At 42.4% G+C, this 24,243-nt stretch carries 23 protein-coding genes and 1 pseudogene; 4 read left to right on the top strand and 20 right to left on the bottom strand.

The window, feature by feature from the left end:
* Nucleotide 1: 1 nt before the first annotated feature.
* Entirely contained in the window at nt 2–1,087 is a 1,086-nt protein-coding gene (wecA, locus tag N8M53_RS08345; RefSeq protein WP_269578438.1) for a UDP-N-acetylglucosamine--undecaprenyl-phosphate N-acetylglucosaminephosphotransferase, read from the top strand.
* 81 nt (nt 1,088–1,168) lie between these two features.
* Here wecA and N8M53_RS08350 read toward each other — a convergent pair whose 3' ends face one another.
* The 10 genes from N8M53_RS08350 to N8M53_RS08395 all read right to left on the bottom strand — a co-directional run bounded on the left by N8M53_RS08350 (nt 1,169) and on the right by N8M53_RS08395 (nt 11,580).
* Nucleotides 1,169–2,176 carry an NAD-dependent epimerase gene (locus N8M53_RS08350; protein ID WP_269578439.1) on the bottom strand — a complete coding sequence of 336 codons (1,008 nt, stop codon included), beginning with the start codon at nt 2,174–2,176 and terminating at the stop codon, nt 1,169–1,171.
* A gap of 41 nt (nt 2,177–2,217) precedes the next feature.
* Complete coding sequence (locus N8M53_RS08355; protein ID WP_269578440.1) at nt 2,218–3,351, bottom strand: glycosyltransferase family 4 protein; 1,134 nt, start codon at nt 3,349–3,351, stop codon at nt 2,218–2,220.
* Entirely contained in the window at nt 3,344–4,234 is an 891-nt protein-coding gene (locus tag N8M53_RS08360) for an ATP-grasp fold amidoligase family protein (protein WP_269578441.1), read from the bottom strand. Before N8M53_RS08360 ends, N8M53_RS08355 begins: the two co-directional genes overlap by 8 nt.
* 108 nt (nt 4,235–4,342) lie before the next feature.
* Complete coding sequence (locus N8M53_RS08365) at nt 4,343–5,482, bottom strand: glycosyltransferase (protein ID WP_269578442.1); 1,140 nt, start codon at nt 5,480–5,482, stop codon at nt 4,343–4,345.
* A complete protein-coding gene (locus tag N8M53_RS08370; RefSeq protein ID WP_269578443.1) occupies nt 5,466–6,527 on the bottom strand; it encodes a glycosyltransferase in 1,062 nt (353 codons plus the stop codon). Before N8M53_RS08370 ends, N8M53_RS08365 begins: the two co-directional genes overlap by 17 nt.
* Nucleotides 6,528–7,637 carry an EpsG family protein gene (locus N8M53_RS08375; RefSeq protein WP_269578444.1) on the bottom strand — a complete coding sequence of 370 codons (1,110 nt, stop codon included), beginning with the start codon at nt 7,635–7,637 and terminating at the stop codon, nt 6,528–6,530.
* A gap of 87 nt (nt 7,638–7,724) precedes the next feature.
* Nucleotides 7,725–8,237 (bottom strand): serine O-acetyltransferase, encoded by a 513-nt coding sequence (locus N8M53_RS08380; RefSeq protein WP_269578445.1) that lies wholly within the window; start codon nt 8,235–8,237, stop codon nt 7,725–7,727.
* 43 nt (nt 8,238–8,280) lie between these two features.
* Complete coding sequence (locus tag N8M53_RS08385; RefSeq protein WP_269578446.1) at nt 8,281–9,174, bottom strand: ATP-grasp fold amidoligase family protein; 894 nt, start codon at nt 9,172–9,174, stop codon at nt 8,281–8,283.
* A complete protein-coding gene (locus tag N8M53_RS08390) occupies nt 9,149–10,339 on the bottom strand; it encodes an oligosaccharide flippase family protein (RefSeq protein ID WP_269578447.1) in 1,191 nt (396 codons plus the stop codon). The genes N8M53_RS08385 and N8M53_RS08390 overlap by 26 nt, the downstream gene beginning before the upstream one ends.
* A 74-nt stretch (nt 10,340–10,413) precedes the next feature.
* On the bottom strand, nt 10,414–11,580 hold the full coding sequence (locus tag N8M53_RS08395) for a nucleotide sugar dehydrogenase (RefSeq protein WP_269578448.1): 1,167 nt from the start codon (nt 11,578–11,580) through the stop codon (nt 10,414–10,416).
* Between the two features lie 591 nt (nt 11,581–12,171).
* Between N8M53_RS08395 and N8M53_RS08400 the strand changes: the two genes are divergently transcribed.
* A complete protein-coding gene (locus N8M53_RS08400; RefSeq protein WP_269578449.1) occupies nt 12,172–12,924 on the top strand; it encodes a S1 family peptidase in 753 nt (250 codons plus the stop codon).
* Nucleotides 12,925–13,106: 182 nt separating this feature from the next.
* Nucleotides 13,107–13,231, top strand: a pseudogene (locus N8M53_RS08410) (IS3 family transposase); the annotation flags it as partial.
* Between the two features lie 54 nt (nt 13,232–13,285).
* Here N8M53_RS08410 and rfbC read toward each other — a convergent pair.
* The 8 genes from rfbC to N8M53_RS08450 form a co-directional block, all read right to left on the bottom strand.
* Nucleotides 13,286–13,852 (bottom strand): dTDP-4-dehydrorhamnose 3,5-epimerase, encoded by a 567-nt coding sequence (rfbC, locus tag N8M53_RS08415; protein WP_269578450.1) that lies wholly within the window; start codon nt 13,850–13,852, stop codon nt 13,286–13,288.
* Between the two features lie 4 nt (nt 13,853–13,856).
* Nucleotides 13,857–14,741: a dTDP-4-dehydrorhamnose reductase gene (gene rfbD / locus N8M53_RS08420; protein ID WP_269580012.1), complete on the bottom strand. Its 885-nt coding sequence runs from the start codon at nt 14,739–14,741 to the stop codon at nt 13,857–13,859.
* A complete protein-coding gene (gene rfbA, locus N8M53_RS08425) occupies nt 14,716–15,624 on the bottom strand; it encodes a glucose-1-phosphate thymidylyltransferase RfbA (protein ID WP_269578451.1) in 909 nt (302 codons plus the stop codon). Before rfbA ends, rfbD begins: the two co-directional genes overlap by 26 nt.
* An 80-nt stretch (nt 15,625–15,704) precedes the next feature.
* On the bottom strand, nt 15,705–16,775 hold the full coding sequence (gene rfbB / locus N8M53_RS08430; RefSeq protein WP_269578452.1) for a dTDP-glucose 4,6-dehydratase: 1,071 nt from the start codon (nt 16,773–16,775) through the stop codon (nt 15,705–15,707).
* Nucleotides 16,776–16,899: 124 nt separating this feature from the next.
* On the bottom strand, nt 16,900–17,886 hold the full coding sequence (locus N8M53_RS08435) for a glycosyltransferase 52 family protein (RefSeq protein WP_269578453.1): 987 nt from the start codon (nt 17,884–17,886) through the stop codon (nt 16,900–16,902).
* Nucleotides 17,887–18,057: 171 nt separating this feature from the next.
* Nucleotides 18,058–19,197, bottom strand: a complete 1,140-nt coding sequence (gene neuC / locus N8M53_RS08440) for a UDP-N-acetylglucosamine 2-epimerase (protein ID WP_269578454.1) — start codon at nt 19,195–19,197, stop codon at nt 18,058–18,060.
* 1 nt (nt 19,198) lies between these two features.
* Nucleotides 19,199–20,242: an N-acetylneuraminate synthase family protein gene (locus N8M53_RS08445; RefSeq protein WP_269578455.1), complete on the bottom strand. Its 1,044-nt coding sequence runs from the start codon at nt 20,240–20,242 to the stop codon at nt 19,199–19,201.
* A complete protein-coding gene (locus tag N8M53_RS08450; protein ID WP_269578456.1) occupies nt 20,223–20,933 on the bottom strand; it encodes a cytidylyltransferase domain-containing protein in 711 nt (236 codons plus the stop codon). Before N8M53_RS08450 ends, N8M53_RS08445 begins: the two co-directional genes overlap by 20 nt.
* A 196-nt stretch (nt 20,934–21,129) precedes the next feature.
* On the opposite strand from N8M53_RS08450, the gene N8M53_RS08455 reads away from it, so the two are divergent.
* Nucleotides 21,130–22,494: an O-antigen ligase family protein gene (locus tag N8M53_RS08455; protein ID WP_269578457.1), complete on the top strand. Its 1,365-nt coding sequence runs from the start codon at nt 21,130–21,132 to the stop codon at nt 22,492–22,494.
* On the opposite strand, the gene N8M53_RS08460 is transcribed toward N8M53_RS08455, so the two are convergent.
* On the bottom strand, nt 22,491–23,039 hold the full coding sequence (locus N8M53_RS08460) for a sugar transferase (protein WP_269578458.1): 549 nt from the start codon (nt 23,037–23,039) through the stop codon (nt 22,491–22,493). The two genes, N8M53_RS08455 and N8M53_RS08460, sit on opposite strands and share 4 nt — an antisense overlap.
* Nucleotides 23,040–23,079: 40 nt before the next feature.
* Nucleotides 23,080–24,087, bottom strand: coding sequence for a UDP-glucose 4-epimerase family protein (locus N8M53_RS08465; RefSeq protein ID WP_269578459.1), 1,008 nt, complete (start codon nt 24,085–24,087; stop codon nt 23,080–23,082).
* Between the last annotated feature and the right edge of the window lie 156 nt (nt 24,088–24,243).

Raw genomic sequence — 24,243 nt, forward strand, 5'->3', positions numbered from 1 at the left:
TGTGTTTTTTTCTGCAACGGACTTGGTAGCGCTCTTGGTGCTATCAACGTGTGTGCTGTTTTTAATGCGTAGGTTTGCTAGGGTTGTAGGGTTAGTCGATAAACCGAATGCACGTAAGCTGCATTCAGGCTCGGTTCCACTAGTAGGTGGCATTTCGATTTGTCTTTCGTTGTTGTTCTTTCTCTGGAATAACGCAGATCTTATTCCACACACTGAATTATATAGCGTTAGCATTCTTGTTCTAGTCATCATTGGTGCCCTTGATGATAGATTTGATATTAGTTACAAGATCCGCTTTCTAATTCAGGCACTACTATCAATTGCAATGATCGAGGTCGGCAATATTGAGCTCAGCACGATAGGCAATATATTAGACACAGGTGATATAGATTTAGGAATTACAGGATATATTATCACTATTCTTGCCGTAGTTGGTGCCATTAATGCGTTTAATATGGTAGATGGTATTGACGGCTTGTTGGGCGGCCTATCCGTCGTGACATTTGCCGGTGTCGCCTTTATGATGACCACAGTTAATCACTATGACCTGGCCTACTTATCGACGGCGATGATTGTCATTATGGCTCCCTATATTTTGTTTAACCTCGGATTACTAGGTCGTAAGCGGAAAGTCTTTATGGGTGATGCTGGTAGCATGGTGATTGGCTTTACCATCGTCTGGTTTTTGCTACTCTCCAGCCAAACCGGTCAACAGGCCTCTATTCGCCCTGTCACATGCTTGTGGCTGATCGCGATTCCGCTTATGGATATGGCAGCGATTATGATCCGTCGTATACGTCGCGGCCACTCCCCATTTAGGCCAGACCGTGAACATCTACACCATATTTTCCAACGCCTTGGTCTGAGTTCGACTCAGACACTGTTACTAATTTGTACTGTTGCTACATTGTTTGCAGGGTTTGGTATTTATGGTGAGCTAACTGGGATTAGTGAAAGCATTATGTTTGTCAGTTTTATATTTTGTTTTGCTGTCTACGCCGTTTTGCTCAGTTATGTTTGGCGCATTACTCGCTTTGTCCGCTCATTGCGAAAACAAGATAAGCCAGAACACGCGCTCAACGGTTAATCGGCACTGAACAACGCAAAGATCAGACAATAAAAAAGCCCGCATTTGCGGGCTTTTTTATTGGAAAATTTAACAACCTAATCAATTTGATTGATAAAACATCTTGTACCACTCTACCAATTCAGTCACCCCCTGCTCGAGCGAGACTTGCGGTTTATACCCTGTCGCTTTAAATAAGTCTTGTGTATCCGCGTAAGTTTGATAAACATCACCAGGCTGCATTTCACGGAAGTTCTTTTTCGCCTCAATGCCTATAGTACGCTCAATACATTGAACAAACTCCATTAAATTCACCGGCGAGCCATGTCCGATATTATAGACGGAATAAGGCGCAGAGCTAGAAGCTGGCGTGCCTGCTTCAACGATCCAATCATTATTGCGTGATGGAATAACATCCGCAATACGCACCACGCCCTCAACAATATCGTCTACGTGGGTGAAGTCGCGCCACATATCACCATTGTTATTAATATCAATGGTTTCACCTTTTAAAATCTTATCGGTAAAAATAAACGGCGCCATATCTGGTCGACCCCATGCGCCGTATACTGTAAAGAAGCGAAGTCCTGTCGTCGGGATATCGTACAAGTGCGAGTAACTATGGGACATAAGCTCATTCGACTTTTTCGTGGCCGCATACAAAGAGACGGGGTGGTCTACCGAGTCTGAGGTTTCAAATGGTACCTTTGCATTTAGACCATAGACTGAGCTCGAAGAGGCATAAATGAGATGTTTGACCTTCGTTTGACGACAGCCTTCTAACACGTTCAAATGTCCCACTAAGTTGGCATCCGCATACGCATGTGGATTTTCAATCGAGTAACGCACCCCTGCTTGCGCAGCCAAGTGAATCACTCGATCAAATTGATGCGTCTCGAACAAGGCTGCCATTTTCTCGCGGTCGGCAATATCAAGTTGTTCAAAAGTAAAATTCGGGTGCTCAATACGGGCTAGGCGCGCATGCTTTAACGATACATCGTAGTAGTCATTCAAGCTATCTACACCAATAACATGATGACCAGCGGCCAAAAGCTTTTCTGCTGTCGCGCTACCGATAAATCCGGCCGCACCAGTGACAAGATATTTCATGGTCAATTCCTTATGTGTGTCTAACCAATTAACTGACGCTATTAGGCTTTTAGTGCGCTTTCTACTGCGTCCATATATTTGTTTATAATGATCTTTTCATCGAATGTGCTTTGCATTTTTTCGCGACTTGCCTGTCCCATTATCAATCGTTTCGAGTGGCCTACTTCAATCATTTCTTTCATCGCAGCATAGAGGCTTTCTGTACTTTTCGGTTCACAAAGATATCCATTGACCGAATGGTCAACGGTTTCGCGGCAGCCCACATTATCCGTTGTGATAATCGGCTTACCCATCGCGCCCGCTTCTAGTAGGGATTTCGGAACTCCCTCACGGTAAAAAGAAGGCAGTACCACACAATCAACCTCTGCCATCTCATCCTCGACGTTGTCGGAGACACCTAAATAAGTAACGACACCTTCGTCGACCCATTGTTGCATCTCTTCTTTACTTACCGCTGTTGGGTTATTAACCCCTACAAATCCAAGCAAACGGCACTCTACACTATCACCGTATTCTGCTTTTAACTTTCGGGCCGCTTCAACATAATGACCAATCCCCTTGTCATACAGCATTCTTGCTACGACTAAAAACCGCACCTTGCCGTCTTCATCGCTGGGGCGAGCAGAAAAACGTGATAAATCCACACCTGATCCCGGCAACCGATCAGTGATCGATGGGTTTGCTAGGTGATTATCTAAAAACAACGCTTTGTCATCTTCGTTTTGGAAAAAAATTGTATTCGCAAAGCGTTGGCTAAATTTATATAGCCATTTTGCAATTGTTGCTGACACACCTTGATTGATAAAGATAGCCCCAAGACCAGCAATGTTATTTACCGACTTCCCACCGAAAATCTTTGCAGCTACTGTGCTATAAATATTATTTTTTGGCGTAAAGTTCAATACAACGTCGGGGCGTACATTTCTGTAAATCGATAAGAACCCAATAAAGGCCTTAAAATCCTTGAGCGGATTCGTCCCTCCCTGATCGATATCAATCGGTACATACTGTGCACCTAGTGCTTCGAGCCTTACTGAGTACTCATCTTTGGGTGCAATTGCGTAGACTTGATAACCTTTTTTAATCAATGCTTGAATGGTGTTTTTTCGAAAGTTGTAGAGGTACCAACTGGTGTTAGACGTAATTACAATAGTGTCTATTTTTACTTTACTCACCCCACCAACTCCCAAGTAAAAAATCATTCTCTTTGGTATTTATTTTATCCCACCCACTGGCAGGACAAAATGTCATCTCTCCAAAATATATCTTTTCGTCCACATTAAAGAGGTCAATCCTAACATATGGAAAACCCTCGGCTAAACCGTCAACTATTTCAATCATTTCTCCAATATTTCTTGGAATTTCAATAGTGTTGGGGCCATGGCTATATCCAGAAAATTGAATCTCAGACTTGCACCCATTTAAGTCATATAGTGTTTTAGTACAGTTCTTTGTATTGTATTCGGAGTTAATTTGTAACAAATATCTAGTTTCACCCTTACTATGAAATCTATGAAACTTATAGTCTAGAAGAGGGGTTCTATCATTGTTTTTTATTCTATTTTCAATAATAATCTTAGGCTCTTCAATATCATAAAAATGTTCATCAACAATCTTTCCCATTTTAACTTTTAGATATCGATTGAAATCAGAGCATAATCTTTCAAGATCCAATTTTTCCTTATCTTCAACTACGAGAACATTTTTACCACCGCCACCATTAGATGCTTTGATAACAAACTCATTGGGCAAGCTATCAAAGTCATTCAAATTCAAAAAATCTTTTACTTTAACAACTGGAATCAAATACTCTTTTCCTATTTTTCTTTCGACATACTCCCTAACAGTATACTTATCAACAAATAGAGAGTATTTTTTAGGGTTATCGTCAAACTTTCTTGATATGATTTTTTCAGAAAATGTTCTAGGAAAAGAGCGACAACAAAAATAGTGATGCGTTAAAAAGAACCTAGCTTTGGAATATAATTCAGCCCCTAATAAAATGCGTAGAAAATCTCGTAGAATGTCCAAACCATCCACCTCTAATATAAAAGCCACTTTTTTTCATAAGACCCTGAGCACCTCAAGGTTCATAAAACCTAACACGACCATAAAAAGGTCGACTAAAAACAAAAAAAAGAGTAAGCATTTTTAAAGCGATAATATTTATTTTAAAAAACTATAAAAGCCATCCAAGAAAGCATTATATGAAAAACTTTCTTTTACAAAACATCTAGAGTCGGACTTTTCTTCATGCACTAATGCTTTCTTTATTAGTTCATCAAATTCATTTTTAAAGTTGGGCTCTATCGCTCTACTATTTGTATACAAGCCTAAATTGTCATTTTTTATTATATCAGTAACACCATCTACCCTCGAACTGATAACATAACAGTTATTCAACAATGCTTCAATAAGCACTCGAGGTAAACCCTCTTTATGACTAGCAAAGAGAAAATAATCGGAGAATGCCAAATATTGGTCAACAAACGGTGTCGATGATATAAAACAAACCTGAGATGTGATACATGCTTTCTCTACAAAAGCCTCTACTTCTTCAAGATATTTTTCATCCTCCTGAGAAGTAGGGCTTCCTAAAACATAAAGAAATTTATCTTTTAGCTCTATGCGATTGAAGGCTTCTATAACAGCAAGTGTGTTTTTACGTCTGCATATACTCCCTACAGTAATGAAGACTGTATCATTATTTGAATGAGTTTTTGAAATTTCATTCTGTGTCGTATGAAACTCGAAACCGGTGTGTAATACTTCAAATTTACCTCGGTACTTTGAAAGCTCTTGCTCCGTAAAAGAACCTTTACAATCGCTAGATATAAGTAATATTTTATAAGATAGACGCGCGGCTAGTCCAGTTATAAATTTAATTCTATCATTAATCCTCACATACCAAATTACTTTTTTCTTATTTATATATAGAAATGGCAGGTAATAGAGGAAACTTCTTATATCATTAACACATATCGAATCAGACTCTCTCATACTTTGCAAAAGAGAAACATTCTTAAACCATGCAAAAAAGACAAGGATGGGAAGATAAAATTTTTCTATTATAGATAAGTCTTTTCTTGACCTCATTGCTTTACTAGGAATTGGATATATATGACACTCTAGATCCAGTTCCTTACATCTTTTAGATAGCTTTCCCTCTCTACTCGTTGATATGACAACGTCCATATTCATTTTATGCTGCAGTCCATGAGCTAGGCTCAACATACTTTTTTGTGCACCGTAAACTGCTGCACTATAGCTTTCTAAAAAAAGTACTTTTTTACTTGATAAAGTCATAATATTCTTTAGTTATATGTTCAATGCTGTATTTATTCAACGTGTTCGCTAGTTTTTCCGAATCCCACTCTTTACTTGTAGCTTGAGATATCCCGGTAGCTAAGTCTCGGATATTTAAATGCTCGACTAGTATGCCATTATCCTTTTCAATTATATCTCTTGGTCCACTAGGACAATCGTATGAAACAATCGGCGTACCTACAGCCAAAGACTCAAGAAGTACATTTGGGAACCCCTCATTATAAGAGGATAATACGGTGACTGCTGCGTTATAGAACAATGGTAGCGTGTCCCTCTGATATCCTAAAAACTCTACCGAGTCACCAACTCCAAGCTGTTTGCATAGATTCATTAGTCGTTCTTTTTCTGGCCCATCGCCAACTATTTTTAGTTTATAGCCAGAAACCTGCCGACTAAATTCTTTAAAAGCTTTTATTGTATCATCAACATTTTTTTGCTCAACTAATCTACCTACAAATAGTATGTAGTCGTTCTTCGGAGAGTTTTTATACTCGGTTAGAACAACTTTATGTACAGGATTATTGATTACTTTGAAATTCTGTTTGACACCATAATTATTTATCATATCTTCTTTTATACCCTGTGACTGAAAAATAAACCCATCGATATATCGATAGAAAACTTTCATCAAAGGATAGAGAACCATACGATACTTTAAACTCTTGTATTTAATAGTTGCGCTGAAAGTATTATTTATTCTACTAACAATTCGAACATTAAGTCGAAACAGTCTTTTCACTAAAAGAGACACTAAAGCCAGCTCATGATTAAAAACCAAAAGACGTCCACCTTCATCTTTTATATTTTTAATCAATCTATATATTTTACCAAAACTCCGCGAGGTTGTAGCTTTCCCCAGATAGATGACGTTTACATTCTTGCTAATATGATAGAAAGCCCCATTATCATCTAGCACATAGACATTAACCTTACGACCTCTATCTGCTAAGTCTGACGCAATTTGGCAACAAACTTTTTCTGTTCCACCACCTTGCAGCGAGTTAATCAAAAAATTTATTTTCATTTAAAAAAGATACCACGCGGTTGCTAAATCCCATGACAAAGCTGAATTAACATTTACTTCGAAGTATTTTGACACTTTCATTCCAAAGTAAAGTAGAGGAATCAAAAAAATCGATATTGCATATACATCTAACTGAATAAGTCTCTTATAACCGTAATTACAGTAAAGTGGTATAAGTAAGCCAAAAATCAACAAATAGAACAAATTAAATCTATACGCAATTGGCAACGCAGCATACAGCGGTAAGACGTAGTACATAGTCGGCAATACTTTCAATGCCGTTTCTGATATAGTACCGGTAAACTTATTTTGGAGATCGAAAATCTGCGATAGTAAAATCAATACCGTAAGAAAGATATAGTTTAGGTATGATGTTTCACTCGTATCATTCAAATAGTGTCCGTACCCTATATTAACCAATAAGGCTTTAAACACTGAAACCATTACAAAAGATATTGCAAGCCCTGAAAAGAAAAATATCAGCCTAGTTTCTTTTCTCTCAGTTAACTCATACAATACAAAATAATAGCTAATAATAACAAACCCCCAAAGGGCAGTCATCTGTATTGAAGCTGCTAACAAAGTTATCCCGACAGAATACAGATACTTTCGTCTATTTAAACACGGTATAATAAAAAATAAAATAAAAACACTTAATATCATTCTACTTATATTGAAACCATCAATAACAAACAAAGAAATATAAAAAGCGCCTAGCGCTGAAAAAACTCCTGCCGTTATATATTTGCATATGTGTAGATACAAAGTAAGCATTAGCAGAGATATTAAAAATAAAAAAAACTCAAAATCATCAGTTATTTTTTTTACAGCCCAAGAAAAAGATGAGTATCCAATTTCAAGACGTTGGTCTAAGACTGAAGAGTAATTAGAGTGAATAAGATACTCATATATATATTTATAAACAGATGTATCAATACCTCCTTGTGTAGGACTGATAACACGCCAACCCATCAATGTAGCTAAAAAAACAACACTAAAAACAATAAAGAGATTTAAAACTAATTTTACTTCATCAGAGTTTGAACTGTTCTTTTTATATATTACACCTAGCGATGTTAATATTATGGAAAAAAAAATATAATCTATCATAAATATTGCGCAACTCTCTTGTAATTATAACACTAACCTGCATGAACTGTTATTTCTATAAAACATACTATTAGGTTTCAAGTGCTTCTATTTTATAACCCTCGCTGGTACCCCAACGATAGTTACATTACTATCAAAGCTTTTGTTTACTACGGAGTTAGCACCTATACTCACATTATCACCAATTTCTATGGCGCCATATAGTTTTGCTCCAGGGCCTATATAGCAATTATCTCCTATTTTAGGGACATTATTACTATTCTCTCGGCTTGCACCTATATTTACACACACGTGAATGCGACAATTATCCCCTATCCTTGCCTTTCCATTCACACATATGGTGCCATAGTGAGCAATGGATAAACCTTTACCAAAACAGTTTATTGGAATAGTGAAACCAAGTTTCTCACCAAGTTTATTATGTTTATATTTATAATAATATCTTAACAAGCTTTTTCGATTGTGATGATACTCATGCTTTCTTAAAGCTCTTTGGAATCTCCATATATTATTAAAAAAATAACTTTTCAAACCTTTTGCGCCAAGGGCTTCTTTGTCTCTCTTAAGATAAACAACTAAGTCATTTTTGTTTTTTATCATGAACTTTTCATCGCTACGTTTATATTGTGTTAAAAACACGTCTTTAAGTTAAAAACTCTTCACCAAAATCATTTAATTGCCAAAGGCTACCCATCCAAAAATCATAATCCTTATTAGTGAACTTGTTTGATATCCCCGAACCAGGTGCAAAAGTAAACTCTCCGAAATATATAGCTCCATCTATATTATAAAAATCAATTCGGACGTATGAAAACGGTTCTGCTAGCTTTTTTGCACTCTTAAGCATAAGATCAAAGTTTTTTGGCTTTTCTATTTGAGTGTTTACAGTAGGTACGAATGTAGAAAAAGGAAGCCAATTCATGTCCTCATCATAAAATGAACGATTATGATTTCTCCCCCTTTCGAAATCTATGTGTAACAAAACTTTTTGACTACCATCTTTTTGCTTGAAAACATGAAATTTGTAGTCCCTTAAATCAGATTGACCCTGTTCTGGACTTAGTTGCTCCTCTATAATGATCTTTCTATCAATTAAGCTGTACCAAGTTTCATTTTGTTTCTTTCCATAGTCGTCCTTTAGTTGTCTCTTCATGTCGGACACTATTTCTTTTTTCTTTATCTCGCTCGTCTCAGAGCTAACGATATATACGGGTCCGGAGTTATGATTTGCTTTTACAACGATATTTTGATGCTCATCAATAAGATGATTTATCTCTTCTATACTCAAGCTATCGCTAACAAATAATGTTGGTATAACCACCTCTTTATCAAGAGTTTCTTCCACATGTTTCTTTGCTGCGATTTTATCTGCAAACATTGAAAATTCTCTTGGATTTGAAAAAGCCTTTCGATTTAATATTTTCTCATTGAAAGACTTAGGCTCTTTGATTTTTGGTATATATCCATTAATCGTGTAGAACCTTTTCAAATCGGATATATTTCTTAATAGTTCATTTCTTTTTAGAATTTTTTTCATCTTTTTTAACTTCATTTCTATAAAAGTAAACATAATGGATGAGAATTATAAGCCTTGCATTTAGAAGACCTAAGACCCCACCAGTCACTGAGTATTGATATATCAAAAATGACATGATCGGGAATGATATAAGAGAAGCCCTCAATGATATATTTCTATATTCCACATCCAAGTTATTGGGAAGAAAGTAACCAACAGAAAAGGCTTGCGAGCAAGCAACAAAAATCATGCTTGCTGAAATCACTTTAACATAAAAACCACTTAACATCTCGATACCAAGCAACATGCTTATCATCCCTTTCCCCCAGAAGAACAGTATTAAAGCATTAGGGATCGTTATAATTAGATTAAGTAGAAGCGTACTTTTTAGGTTAGTACCCTTCTGTCTCGATAGAATAGGATAAACAGACTTTGACAAAACATTTTGTAGTAGGAATATTACACCGCATACTTTAAGAGATATCGCAAACTCAGCAAACTCTAACTTATCTGATATATTACCTAGCACCATTATGGGTATAGCGTTATATAGGTTTGGCGCTAAGATTCCTATAAAAATATCCTTCCCTTGTATTATAAGTTTTTTTGCATTCCTAAAGGAGAATAGCTGTGCCTTAAACCTTTTCTTTACTATACTTAACAAAAAGAGCGATGTAATGAGAACAGGTAAAGTTGTCGAGATTGTCAATAACAAAAAGTCAGACTCTTCTTTGACATAAAATATTAGGATTAATATCAGCACTAACTTATTGGAAAGAGCGGCAAATGATAAAAACTTTGAAAGACCTGTAGCCTGGAAAAACCAAGTTGATGTAAATACATATCCAAGAATATATAACCCGAGTGGTATCACTAGCTGGAAGGACTCAAAGGAATGGATGACATAGACGCTAGCCGCAATATAATAAAGCACAGCGAGTATAAGTCGTAGACCTTGGTAATCTGCATAGGTGCTGGCTAGTTTTTCCCTATTACCAATTAGTTTTGATGCGGCCCGAACTCCCGTATACTGAACGCCATAGTCAATCATCGTATGACCAAACGAGATCGTCGTCATAAACAATAGGTACTGACCATAGAGCTCAATACCCAAGGCACGGGATATAATTGGCATAGAGATGATAGGGATTAGCATCCCTACAACATCGATGAGCCCTAGACTCATAAAGTTCGAGATCAGTTCTTTTTTGTTTTTTCTTAGCATTAGAAAAAGGACCAGAGTAGCTGGCCCACTCTTAATTAATCCGTCCCAAACAAATCACGCGTATAGACTTTTTCGGCACTATCGCGGATTTCATCAACCATGCGATTGGCTACAATCACATCAGCGCATTGTTTAAACGCTTCAAGGTCGTTAGTGACTTCTGAGTGAAAGAAGGTGTCTTCTTTTAATACTGGCTCGTACACAATCACTTCAACGCCTTTAGCCTTTAGGCGCTTCATAATCCCTTGAATGGATGAGGCACGGAAGTTGTCTGAGCCCGCTTTCATGATCAAACGGTAGATACCCACCGTTTTTGGTTCACGGCGCAAAATGGCGTTGGCGACAAAATCTTTGCGGGTAGTGTTGGCATCGACAATCGCCTGAATCAAGTTGTTCGGCACGTCGTTGTAGTTGGCAAGGAGTTGGCGGGTATCTTTTGGCAGGCAGTAACCACCATAACCAAACGACGGGTTGTTGTAATGGTCGCCAATACGTGGGTCTAGCCCTACCCCTTCGATGATTTGGCGAGTATTCAAACCGTGGGTTTCGGCGTAGCTATCAAGCTCGTTAAAGTAGGCAACCCGCATGGCAAGATAGGTATTAGAGAACAGCTTAACTGCTTCCGCTTCGGTCGAGTCGGTAAACAGTACTGGCACGTCTTTTTTCAACGCGCCTTCGAGCAAGAGACTAGCAAAGATTTTTGCGCGCTCACTTTGCTCACCCACAATAATGCGTGAGGGATGCAGATTATCGTAAAGGGCTTTGCCTTCGCGCAAGAACTCGGGCGAGAAGAGGATATTATCGCTTCCCATCTCTTCTTTAATTTGTTTGGTGTAACCCACAGGCACTGTCGATTTAATCACCATAGTCGCTTGCGGGTTAATTGCCATCACATCACGGATCACCGCCTCAACAGAGCGGGTATTAAAGTAGTTGGTTTCCGGATCGTAGTCAGTAGGCGTGGCGATGATAATAAAATCAGCGTCTTGGTAGGCTTGGTGTTTATCTAATGTGGCAGTAAATCGCAGTGATTTGTTGGCCAGAAAGTCTTCGATTTCCGTATCAACAATAGGGGATTGCTTTTGGTTGAGCTGCGTTATTTTTTGTTCATTAATATCGAGCGCGACCACATCGAAATGTTGGGCCAATAGCATCGCGTTTGAAAGGCCCACATAGCCTGTGCCCGCAACAGCAATTTTCATCGTTTTTTCCTTGGGTTACCTAGCTTTACAAGAGTGTTAGTAGATTTGTTCTCTGACGAATAGATACGCTACCGCCCGGAGGTTTCGCTCCCCACGGCACGCTGATCACAGATTTTGTATGGTTTTTGATTATTTTCGCTCTCTATCTCACAGTGCGAACAGGATTATGCCTAGCACAGTGGAAAAAATGCCTGCCGTATTCTACACATTTTCGTCTACGTTAAAAGAATGACTCGCCGTTTTATCGCACCTGCTCGCGTTTATGTTTATTTATTAAACAAACATTTATCCTGGCTTAACAGCCGCTCTCGGAATTAGACAATGCCCTAGTCGATACTTTTTTCATCCTTCAAGTTTGGTTCCGCCTCAGATCCGCCTATTTTTTTGTGCACCTCCTCACTCTCCTATCATGTCTGTTACATTTATTTCTTTATAATAAATTGTTTTTTATTAGTCACTTACGTTCAAGACTCTTGTTTTTTCTTATTTTTGAGGCGTTATTAAGTTTTTTATCTATTATTAATGTTAACAAGCCGTTAGATGCGCATCGGGGCTTGACCTTTAAGCAGTGGTTAAGTGAAAGGAGGGCCTATGTCCCTTACCCGCCCCGTATTATGGAAAAACTTAGGTATGGCGTTCGGTATCGTGATTCTCGTGTTTCAGTTAGGGGGTTGCACGGTGTCGAATGGTGGACATCGCGTCGTGAAAGAGCATCCTCCCGTTGAAATGATCGAGCCGAATTCTTTGTTACAGAGAGGCAAGTTTGGCACCAGTGTGCCCATAACCCCTGCGTTAAGCCTGACAGCTGCGCATGTTGCTGAGTTTTCCGCCAGCGATGTAGTGGCTATTCACCCCCGCTGTGATGTAGCACTCATCAAAGCAGACAACCGTGGGCTGCAACTTCCCGACCTGGGGCTGATTTATCAAGGTGATACCGTCGAGGTGTTTGGTAAGTCAAGTGCTGGTGATGTACTGAACGCTAGTGGCCTCTATTATATGGATTTAATGATTGCGGGCTTTAAAGAGGTCGAGAACTGCCCATCCAGCATTACTGATGCGCCTATTCGAGGTGGTATGAGCGGTGGCGGTGCCTTTAATGGCAATGGCGAATTGGTGGGAATTTTAGTTGGGTTTGCACATCCAGAAAAAACGACCTTGGATAATGGTCAGCGCTTAGGATTAGAGCGGATGACAATCTTTGTTTCAATCAACTATATTCACGCTTGGCTTGAAACCAAAGCTGCTCGCTATGGCGGACTGCAACCTTTATCCTTACCGATAGAACAAGACATCGTCCATAACAATCATGTGACAGACATGACACTTTTGAATTCTCAGCCCTAGTCATAGTGCTCGCTAAATATACAGGCAGACACCACCGAATGCTGGGCTTCAACTGTCTATCCGGAGTCTAGTCTGGGTTGGCGAGCACAACGATCTTTGCAAACCATGGTAGAGGATACCTGGCATTGGCAATCAATGAATCCAAATGGGCATAAAAACTAGAAAGACTCTAGGGCATCGAATTGCAGGATGCAGCGGAGCGGTATCCTGCTCACAGATTTGGCAAGTTATTTAACGGACTCAGGCGTTGGGGGCACCGATGGATCATAAACGCGTCCATCGGGTGTATTGTTTTCTCAAGTTAAATCTACTCGCACCACAATAACCCATCTATGCCCCTGATGGCACTCACAGGATCACGTTAGGTCGGTGAATACAATAAGCCTTGCGCAACGATTTTCGCCAAGCTCTTTCCTACCTTGTCTTTCTCTGATAAGCGAGGATCGGCTGTCACGGGCCAGTGAATACCTAGCTCAGGATCGTCCCATTTCAAGGTCACTTCACTAGCTGGATTATAAAAATCAGTACATTTGTAGACAAATTCAGCTTCTTCGCTGGTCACATAAAACCCATGCGCAAAGCCTTCCGGGATCCACAGCTGGCGTTTGTTTTCAGCGGATAAGTAAACACCTTCCCACTGCCCGAAGGTTGGGGAACCTTGGCGTAGGTCAACCGCCACGTCAAACACCTCACCGCTCACAACCCGTACGAGCTTACCTTGCGTATTTTGGGTTTGATAATGCAACCCACGCAAAATCCCCTTCGCCGACTTAGAATGGTTATCTTGTACAAATGATGTGGGCTTACCAGCGACTTGTTCATCGAATCGTTGCTGGTGCCAAGTCTCCATAAAGAATCCCCGCTCGTCACCAAAAACTGACGGCTCAATGATTTTTACATCGGGGATAGTCGTTTCAATTACTTGCATTCGGTTAATCCTGATCACGAATAAGGTTGCCAAGCGCGTGTTGCCAATCACTCGCTGGAATCGAAAAATGGGCCATGATTTTGCTGGTCTTTAACCGTGAATTCGCGGGGCGTTTAGCGGGAGTTGGGTACTCCGCCGTTGAAATAGGTGTCACCTTGGGTGTTACTTCTAACACACCTTGCTCGTGTGCACGGGTAAAAATCGTCGACGCAAATTCACACCAACTCACATGCGGCTCGCCAGCAAAGTGGTAGACGCCATAGGCTACATCATTTCCTGCTTCAATACACTGGGCGATATGAACCAACGCCTTAGCGATATCGCCCGCATACGTCGGACCGCCTACCTGATCATCAACAATGCTTAAGGCGTCGCGCTGCGAGGCCAATCGCAGCATGGTTTTAACAAAGTTACCACCATGCTCACCAAATACCCATGCAGTGCGAATAATAATGTGCTTTGAACACGCGGCTTGTATCGCCTGCTCACCAGCCAGTTTACTCGCTCCATAAACACTTTGTGGCCCGGGGCAGTCTTGCTCGTGATAAGCGTCTTCTTTATCGCCTGCAAAGACATAATCAGTTGAAATATGTAACAGCGCCGCCCCTTGCTGTTCCGCCGCTTCTGCTAAGTATTGTGCGCCTTTTTGGTTGACGGCATGGGCTCGGTCACGATCGCTTTCTGCTTTATCAACGGCTGTGTACGCCGCGGCATTTATAATCACCGTCGGCTTAAATTCACTGACCTTGCTTAACACTGCCGAACGATCGGTAATATCTAATTGATGCCTGTCGCAAGCCAACATAGTGACTTGTTTCATGCCAATCAATTGCTCAACCAAGCAGTGACCGACTTGCCCTTGACTACCGGTTATTAGAACACGCATCAGACTGCCCTTTTGCTGTTGACTCACTGACCAATTTTGCCAAATACTGGCCGTAATCGTTTTTCATCATCGGCTCGGCCAACGCCAGTAATTGCTCGTTACTTAGCCAGCCCTGTCGCCACGCGATCTCTTCTAAACAGGCAACTTTTAACCCCTGAACATTTTCAATGGTTTGCACAAAAGACGACGCCTCGTGCAAACTCTCATGGGTACCGGTATCGAGCCACGCAAAACCGCGGCCCAGTAACTCGACATTAAGCACGCCATCATTTAAATACATTTCATTAATCGCCGTGATCTCTAACTCACCACGGGCCGAAGGTGTCACACGTTTCGCCATGTCGACCACACGGTTATCATAAAAATACAACCCTGTGACCGCGTATTGCGATTTTGGCGATGACGGCTTTTCTTCAATCGATATGGCCTTCATTGTCTCGTCAATCTCAACCACACCAAAACGCTCGGGATCTTTGACTTGATAACCAAATATCGTCGCACCCGATTCTCGCGCTGCAGCGCGTTTAAGTGTATTTGAAAAAGACTGACCGTAAAAAATGTTATCGCCCAGCACTAAGCAGACACTATCATTGCCGATAAAGCCTTCACCAATGATAAACGCCTGCGCCAAGCCATCTGGACTAGGCTGCACCGCATACTCTAAGCAAATACCAAAGTCAGACCCATCCCCCAAAAGACGCTTAAACGCGGCATTGTCTTCTGGCGTCGTAATAATCAAAATGTCGCGAATGCCAGCCAACATCAAGGTGGATAGTGGATAAAACACCATCGGCTTGTCATAAATAGGCAAAAGCTGTTTCGAGACGCCGCGTGTGAGCGGATACAAGCGCGACCCCGAGCCACCCGCAAGGATAATTCCTTTCATAAAAATACGTCCTAGCTGCTAATTCCTAGGCCCAAGACAACCCTGGAACATAGGCGCAAAGATTTAAAAAAGTGTGAATGCTAGTGTGTTCCTAGCCGCTCGCGCGTGTAAGAGCCATCAAGCACGCGCTGCCACCATTCACGGTTGGCCAAGTACCATTCCACCGTTTTGCGGATACCGGACTCAAAGGTTTCCTGTGGCGTCCAACCAAGATCGCGTTCAATTTTGGTAGCATCGATCGCATAACGAACATCGTGGCCAGGGCGATCGGAAACATACGTAATTAATGAAGCATGTCGCGTATTGCGTGGATAGCCCCGTTCATGCATGGGTACAAGCTCGTCCATAATGGCACAAATCGTTTTCACTACCTCGATATTCTGCTTCTCGTTATGGCCACCAATGTTATAGGTTTCACCCACTGAGCCTTTCGTCACGACCTGATACAGCGCACGAGCATGATCATCAACAAATAGCCAATCACGCACCTGTAAGCCATTGCCGTATACAGGTAAAGGTTTCCCTTCCAAGGCATTGAGAATCATGAGCGGGATCAGTTTTTCCGGGAAATGATAAGGGCCATAATTGTTAGAGCAGTTCGTCACTATCGTTGGCATGCCGTATGTTCTTTGCCACGCGCGCACTAAGTGGTCACTCGACGCTTTGGATGCAGAGTAAGGGCTCGATGGCGCATAGGGAGTGGCTTCAGTGAACAAATCATCGGTGCCGTGCAAATCACCATACACTTCATCGGTGGAGATATGATGAAAGCGGAATGCGGCTTGCCCCTCAACGTCCAGGCTATTCCAGTAGCATCGAGCAGCTTCTAACAAGGTATAAGTACCCACAATGTTGGTCTCAACAAATGCCGCTGGCCCATCTATAGAGCGATCCACATGTGACTCTGCCGCCAAATGCATCACCGCATCCGGTTGATGGGTTGCAAAGATTCGGTCAAGCGCCTCACGATCAACAATATCAACCTGCTCAAACGCATACCTAGGGTTATCTTCCCATCCAGCGAGGGATTCCAAATTCCCCGCATAGGTCAGCTTATCAACATTCACGACCGAGTCTGTCGTATGCCCGATAATATATCGAACCACCGCAGAGCCAATAAACCCAGCCCCGCCCGTTACCAAAATCTTCATGATTGTCCTTTGTTTTTTGCAGTCGTGCTAAAACACCGCCCCACCCAAATCGTATCGGGATTATCGTACAATGTATTGGGTTAGAGCAAGAACCAAGGCAAAACCCTAGAGGCTTGAAAACACCTCAACTTAGCACCTCCTCAATGCCCGACTCTTTATAAAAAATCCTTATTCTCTCTTGACGCGGGCTCAAGCTTTCACCAGGGGGGATTAAATTATAAATCGGCATATTAGGATAAAACAGGCTAGCGGTATATTGCGCTGTTGAGTTCATGCCATACAGACAGGATAATTGTATTTTTTTATCTATTAACTCAAGCTCTAGAGGTAAAGTGCTTCTGTGATACGTTACATTTTCTATAGTCGCAATTGCTTCTGCAACGTCGTTCGACTCGGTGCGATGAGGAAAGTATACAATGCCGTTCTTCGTGCTTTTCGCAAATTGTGATACACGCTCTATGTACGAAGACACCGACTGTCCACCTTTGTGCCCTACAGCGCCTTGTCCGATAAAGCCTATTGGCGCATGCTCAGAGAAAAGATCGATGTGGTTGTAATGTGCCTTTAAGTGGCTAAACGTATTCTTTTCGATATTAACTATGTTGCTATTTAGATCGAAAATCGTGAATAGCTCCAAGTTCTCTCTCGGTAAAGATCTCGTCGTGGGCTTGCAACCGTATAGTCTTAATAGGATATCTTGAAACAAGCGGTTTCGAGAGTAAGTCATTTTAGTTTCAATGAACTCAGGTAGCTCACAAACTGTTAGCGTCCCATCATCAAAGTAAACATCTTTTTTTATGCGAAAATTCTCAACAACTAATTTGGTACGCCATGCATTGTACTCCCCATAAAAAAAAGTGTCTATTTTATCGCCTTTAATGATTTTTTTTATCTTTTTTATCGCCTTGGGGATGTTTATCGTTCTATTTTTTCTTGTTGTTGTGATGACATGGTCCCACTCACACGGATTAAAAATTTTTCCCTGCTGCTCGATGCCACGTGTGCTATTTTGGTCAACTAAAAATAATATATTTTTTTTAGTTTTGTAGTGCTTTTTGGCCTCTAAAGCACAAAGGTATTGAAAGGGTGATGTCACTAAGAATAAATTCATAAACAACTCATCATAACTATTTTTAAAGCGCCATATTGGTTGATATGGCGCTTAGCTCTTTACCACAGGTTATTGCATAAACACACGTCAACATCTGGGCTTTCAACTAACTAAGCGATGCGCCAAAGGCGATTTAAAAAATCTTTCATAACAGATTTAATCCAATACTTTCTAGACCGATTTTGTATCTCGGCATAGATCTACAAACACTTTTTGTTTGCTAATACACCATATCGCATCTGATTCGAGCGCCTGCAAAAAAAACCTATCACTGTTACCCAAACCAAATTCTTTTACCGGTGTGAATTGTGCTTTCTTAGCCTTATCGATCGCTTTTAAAATCGAGTTTTTTTCTTCAGCAACATTAAAAATAGAGCAGGCATTTGCACGCTTGTCTTGTCTTGTTCCAAGGTTGATACTCGGTTTCCCATAAAAAGGCACTTCTCGCACACCTGCACTAGAATTACCTATCATAAAATCAGCGTTTTTAAGCAGGGTTAAGAAGTGCTCAAACCTGATGCTGGGGTAGATTTTAAAACGACTATGACCTTTCAATCGTTCTAATTCTTCAATAATTATCTCTGATCCTGAATCATTATTGGGGAAAATGATGACATAGTTTTCATCACTGTCGAGTAGCGCATCAACAGTACTCGATATATGTGTTCTCAGCTTGTCTAGCTCTGTTGTCACTGGGTGGTACATAAACACCGCATAAGCGTCAAACCCAATCTCGTATCTCTCTTTTACTGCAGATAGCGAAGGCAAGTCAGGAGAAGTCATAATATCAAGATCAGGTGAGCCGATGGTGTATATACTCGATTCTGTCTCACCCAACTGAATGAGGCGACTTTTCGCCGTTTGGTTAGAGACAAAATGGATATGCGACATTTTTGAAACAGAGTGACGGATCAATTCGTCAATAGTGCCCGACACCTCACCACCCTCAACATGTGCGACAAGAATGTTATTAAGCGCTCCCACAATCGCGCCAGCCATGGCCTCAACACGGTCACCGTGCACCACAATCATGTCAGGTGAAGTTTCGGCAACGTAGTCGGAAAGCCCTTGTATCGTCTTCGCCAAGGTTATATCCATCGAATCGTAGCTGTTTTGATTAATGTATGTGTAAAGATTAGTGAATCCCGCTTTTTCTACTTCACGTGCTGTCATGCCATATTTAGCCATCATATGCATGCCCGTGATAAACACATACGCCTCAAAGTGAGGGTGACTCTCTACTTTACTGATCAAGCTTTTCAACTTACCGAAATCAGCGCGAGTACCTGTCAAAAATAGGATTTTTTTCATACTAGCTGATATATTTTTTCTTTACTTGAACATTCGCTGGAATCACACACGCTGCTTTTTTCCCTAACAAGCGCTCGTAGTCTTCGGCAAGAAAGTCGCCCGTGCCGGGGCGTTTCACCCAAATATTATCACGAGTGAGTGCTTCGCCCTCTTTAATCTCGGCAATCGTCACAACACTGGCGTAAGCAAAGTCGATGGTCACTTGTTCTTCAGCAGCCGCTTTCTTTTCCCCCCCTCGCATCTGTGCCATGCGACAAGACTGGTGAATAAGTGCCTTACACTCCTCGATATCCATCGAGCAAATAATATCAGGCCCTTGCCGATCTTTACTATCTGTAAAGTGGCGCTCAAGTACTGACGCGCCAGCAGCGACCGCCCCTAAGCAGGCGAGATTATCAATACTATGATCAGACAAACCGACAACGGCATCAGGAAACGCAGCTTGTAACTGCTCCATCGCACCAATACGTATTAAACGATCAGGGGTGGGATAAAGGTTGGTGGTATGAAGCAAGCAAAATGGCGTTTGATGCTTTCTAAAAATTGCCACTGCCTTAGCCACTGATTCAATATCATTCATCCCAGTGCTCAAGATGATTGGCTTGCCAAACCCCGCGATTAGATCAAGCAACGGATAGTTATTACATTCCCCTGAGCCTATTTTGTATGCAGGAACGTTCATTCTTTCCAAGCGCAGCGCAGCGGCGCGAGAGAAAGGCGTGCTGATAAAAATTGCGCCCTTGGACTCGACATAGTCCTTTAGCTTTGTTTCATCTTCCTCACTGAGGGCACATCGCTCCATTATCTCGTAAATAGACACATCGGCATTGCCAGGAACGACACTTTTAGCTTCCCCGCTCATTTCATCTTCGACAACATGCGTTTGGTGTTTTATCACTTCGGCACCACCTTCGATCGCCGCATCAACCATTTGATACGCAACATCCAAAGAGCCTTCGTGATTTATGCCAATCTCTGCAATGACAAGCGGGTCATAATCAAGGCCAATTTTTCTGCCTGAGATTTCAAACACAGGGTGAGTCATTTCTCAATTCCTCCATTCTTTTTTCTACAACATCTAAATCCTGCTGAGTATCGATATCCGCAGACAAATACTCTGACATCACATACGGGAAGGTGTTAGACCTAGGAAAGTGGTTGTTGCGTTTAAACCCTGCTACCGAAAAAATATAGATAGCACCGTTTGGTTGAAAAGCACGTGGTAAGTCTTGCCGCCGTTGATACGGGGCATCATCGCTGAACAGCCCAGAGATCGACCCATCATATTGAGCAATGTAGGCTTTTACCGGTGTGTGTCGCGGCTCAAAGACGCTGATCACAAAGTCCGCATCTTTATCACGGTAAAGCGTAAACGCGTTATCTATACATTGTGCTGTTCTCAACGGTGACGTTGGCTGCAATAGCGTCATGACGTCACAATCTATCGCATGCTGCTCGAGCCATGTGATCGCATGGGCAATCACATCGATACTGCTCGCCTCATCCGATGCAAGCTCAGTGGGTCGCGATATAACTTGTGCGCCGAATGCTTCGCTTACCCGGGCAATTTCTTCATCTTCGGTTGAGACAAACACCTGATCGATATACCAGCTACTTAACGCTGCCTCAATTGTCCATGCAATCAGTGGCTTACCATTAACGGGAAGTACGTTTTTTCTTGCCAACCCCTTGGACCCCCCACGGGCAGGAATAAGCGCAGCTGCTTTGTTTGGCATATCAGGACTGTCTCTCGGGTCGTCTCTTATCCTTTTACTATAACTAATTCCAGCATCGCTCTCCACCTGACTCTGGCTCCAGGACTGACAAAAAAGCATATCGTGCTTGGCTTAGCTCTGTTCGTATTCCACCACAAAAAGTGCAACCAACAACCACATATGTATAATGCAACCGCATTTCTACTCCACACTAGTCATGAAAACCAGACATAAGATAGAGGAAAAGACCTTGCTGCTCACTTCTCGCCAACAGCTCACTAGCTTGTTGTGTTTGGCCTACTTCGCCACCTTGCTTATCACGCCAGAATCTTACAAATATGTGGGGATCTTGCTGGCGATCACCGCTTTATTTATGTTACCGAATACGTGGCAGGCACTAAAAACACGCCCCGCCATGCTGATTAGTGGCTCATTGGTGCTCTACTTTTTGGTCACACTCGCCTTTGCCCTGCCGGGCGGGCATTATACGCAACTGGATATGCCTAGCCGTGTGCTGTTAGCCATTTTGATTTTTGCGTTGCTCTTGACGTATCCCCCATCGCTGAAAGCCGTTTTTTATGGTTGTGGTATAGGGGCGTCTGTAGCGGGAAGCATCGCACTGTATCAGCATTACATGCTCGATATTCGCGCGCTTTCAACCGGCGGGTTTATGCCGATCCAAGTGGCAGGCATGGCGGCCAGCTTAAGCGTTTTTAGCATCTTTGCCTATATCTATAGTTGTCAACGAAGGTTACCGGCTTTAAAGGCCATCGCCTTTCTAGGCATCACCCTAGGCTTTATCGCCATACTACTTAGTGGCGGCCGTGGCTCATGGGTGATTACGCCCTTTGTCGCCTTGTGGGCGCTAGTTTATTATCGCAAGGTTTTCTCGCGCCGCGATTATGTAGCCATGGGAGCCAGTATTGCTCTCATTATAGCCACCGCCCTTGTGCCTGCGTTAAACCGCGCAGGCTTGGTCTTATCGGATTTGGCTAGATACGAGCAAGTGACCGAAACGCCAATGCGCCCGGAACCTGTTAGTCAACCAAAAGAATCGTCACCTCAAGACAAAAGTCAATCAACAGAGGCGGATATAGAATCTGTCACGCTGCCAACGCCGCGTGTCAGTAGCTCTTCAGGAGTTAGGCTCGAGTTATGGAAAGCAGCGCTCTTGATAGCGGCCGAAAACCCTATCACAGGGGCAGGCTATACGAACATCATTGCGGCAAAACAGAGATTGGTTGAACAAGGTTATTCGGACGCCGTTATAGTAGGCTCCAGCCGCGCGCATAATCAGTATTTAGAAGAGTTACAAGTAAAAGGCTTAATCGGTTTTGGCACGCTGATTTTAATGCTCTCAGCCCCCTGGATAGTAACGAGAAAAGGCAAAAGAAGCAGTAGCCCAGAGAATCAATTCGCTGTCGTATTACTACGTTGTCACCTGATACTTATCGCGGGTTGTATGTTGACGCAACACTACATCAATCACCACTCCGGGATCTTGTTTTTTTCACTCGGAGTGGTGATTTTTGCAAGTATGGTGATCTCACCCAATAGTGAACGAAATAACGCTAATACTTAGCTGGTACGGTCTCCCGCACCTTTGCCCAGCACCGTTGCGATGATGTAGAGAAAATACTGCTTTAATGACAAGGTTGCGAGCATGTCGTGATCCCATTGGGCGAGTTTGGTAGGATCTGACATATCAATACCATTAATCTGAGCCAGGCCGGTGATCCCCGGCCTGACATCAAAAATCCCCCGTTGCTCTCGTGCTTCAATCAACTCGGTTTGATTAAACAAACATGGACGCGGGCCAACCAAGCTCATCTCGCCACGCAGCACATTGATAAGCTGCGGCAATTCATCCAGCTTCGTTCTGCGTAGAAAACGCCCTAGACGGGTCACATCGCTTGCACTGACCAAGTGAGTTGCCATAGACTGCGTGTGTATCGGCATGGTACGAAATTTAACTAATGTGAACGGCTGCTGATTTCTCCCAACGCGGGTTTGCCTAAAAATAGGCGCCCCGGTATCGAAGTATCCAAAAACAGCGATCACGATAATGATAGGCCACAGTAGCAGTAGGCCGGCGAATGCAAAAATAAAATCGAGTAAACGTATCACGAACAATGCCTTGTCTTAGGTGTGGTGGATGTTGGCTTGGTTAAGGTTTTTTTGTGAGATAAGGTTTTTTTGCAAGATGGGATTTCTTTGCAAGATAGTCACTCACGGTTTTTGCGATCCCTTGCTCTACGCTATAACGCGGTTGCCAGTTAAGTTGGCCCATGGTTTTATGAATATCCACTTGCAAGTCACCACATAAACGCTGCGACAACTGCGGTTTATTGACTAATTGAGCCATGCGAGTCAGTAACCACGCGGGAATCGGCAGTAAATAGGCACGTCGGCGCATTGCTTGCGCGACGGTTTTTAGTAACCGAGTTGTCGAGACATCGTCATTATCGGAGGCTAAGAATACGTGCCCGGCTGCATTAGGGTGGATACAACACGTTAGGATCAGATCGGCAAGATTATCAACATAGACCATACTTCGTCGATTATAAATGGCTCCCAATGGTAAGGGTATACGGCGTTTTGTCCATTTCATCATGGTGAGAAAGTTCGCTTTTACGCCGGGCCCATATACCAATGGCGGACGGATCACTACCACCTCTAATCCGGTTTGCTGAGCAATATCAAACAGTACCTGCTCGGCCTCATATTTGCTGACGCCATATGGGTCTTGTGGGTTGGGCTTATCATCGGCATAAAACGGCTGGTTAGGGGGGGTCGCTTCGCCATTCACTTTTATCGAGCTAATAAACACAAACCGTTTAACTCCGGCAGCCGCGGCTTGCTGTGCCAAGTGCCGGCTCCCTTCGGTGTTAATGGAACGGTACGCTGCCAGTGCGTCAGCCTCGGTTTCATGCATGTGATGCACCCGCGCGGCGCAATGAACCACACAATCGATTCCCTCGAAGGCCCCTTCCCAATCCGTAGCGCCATTGATGGCATCCACCCAAAATCGAGACGTTTGCGTCTCACGCTGATTTGCTCGCTGGGCGCCTGCTTTGGTGCGTACCACTTCTCGCACGTTGAGACGACGTTCTGTCGCTAAACTAACCACCGCTTGACCCACAAACCCCGAACTTCCGGTAAGTAACAAACTCATCTGTGAAACGTCTCACATACAACATTGCAAATTTAGTACCATTGTTGTCGGCTCTTCGGGTAAAATCAATCGTCAATTTCTCGTAATTGCCTGTGAAGTCAACTAAATTGGTGACAAGTAACATCCTTTCATCAAATCAATTAAATCGAATGGTCG

This window comes from Salinivibrio kushneri, from assembly GCF_027286325.1.
Classification (GTDB): domain Bacteria; phylum Pseudomonadota; class Gammaproteobacteria; order Enterobacterales; family Vibrionaceae; genus Salinivibrio; species Salinivibrio kushneri_A.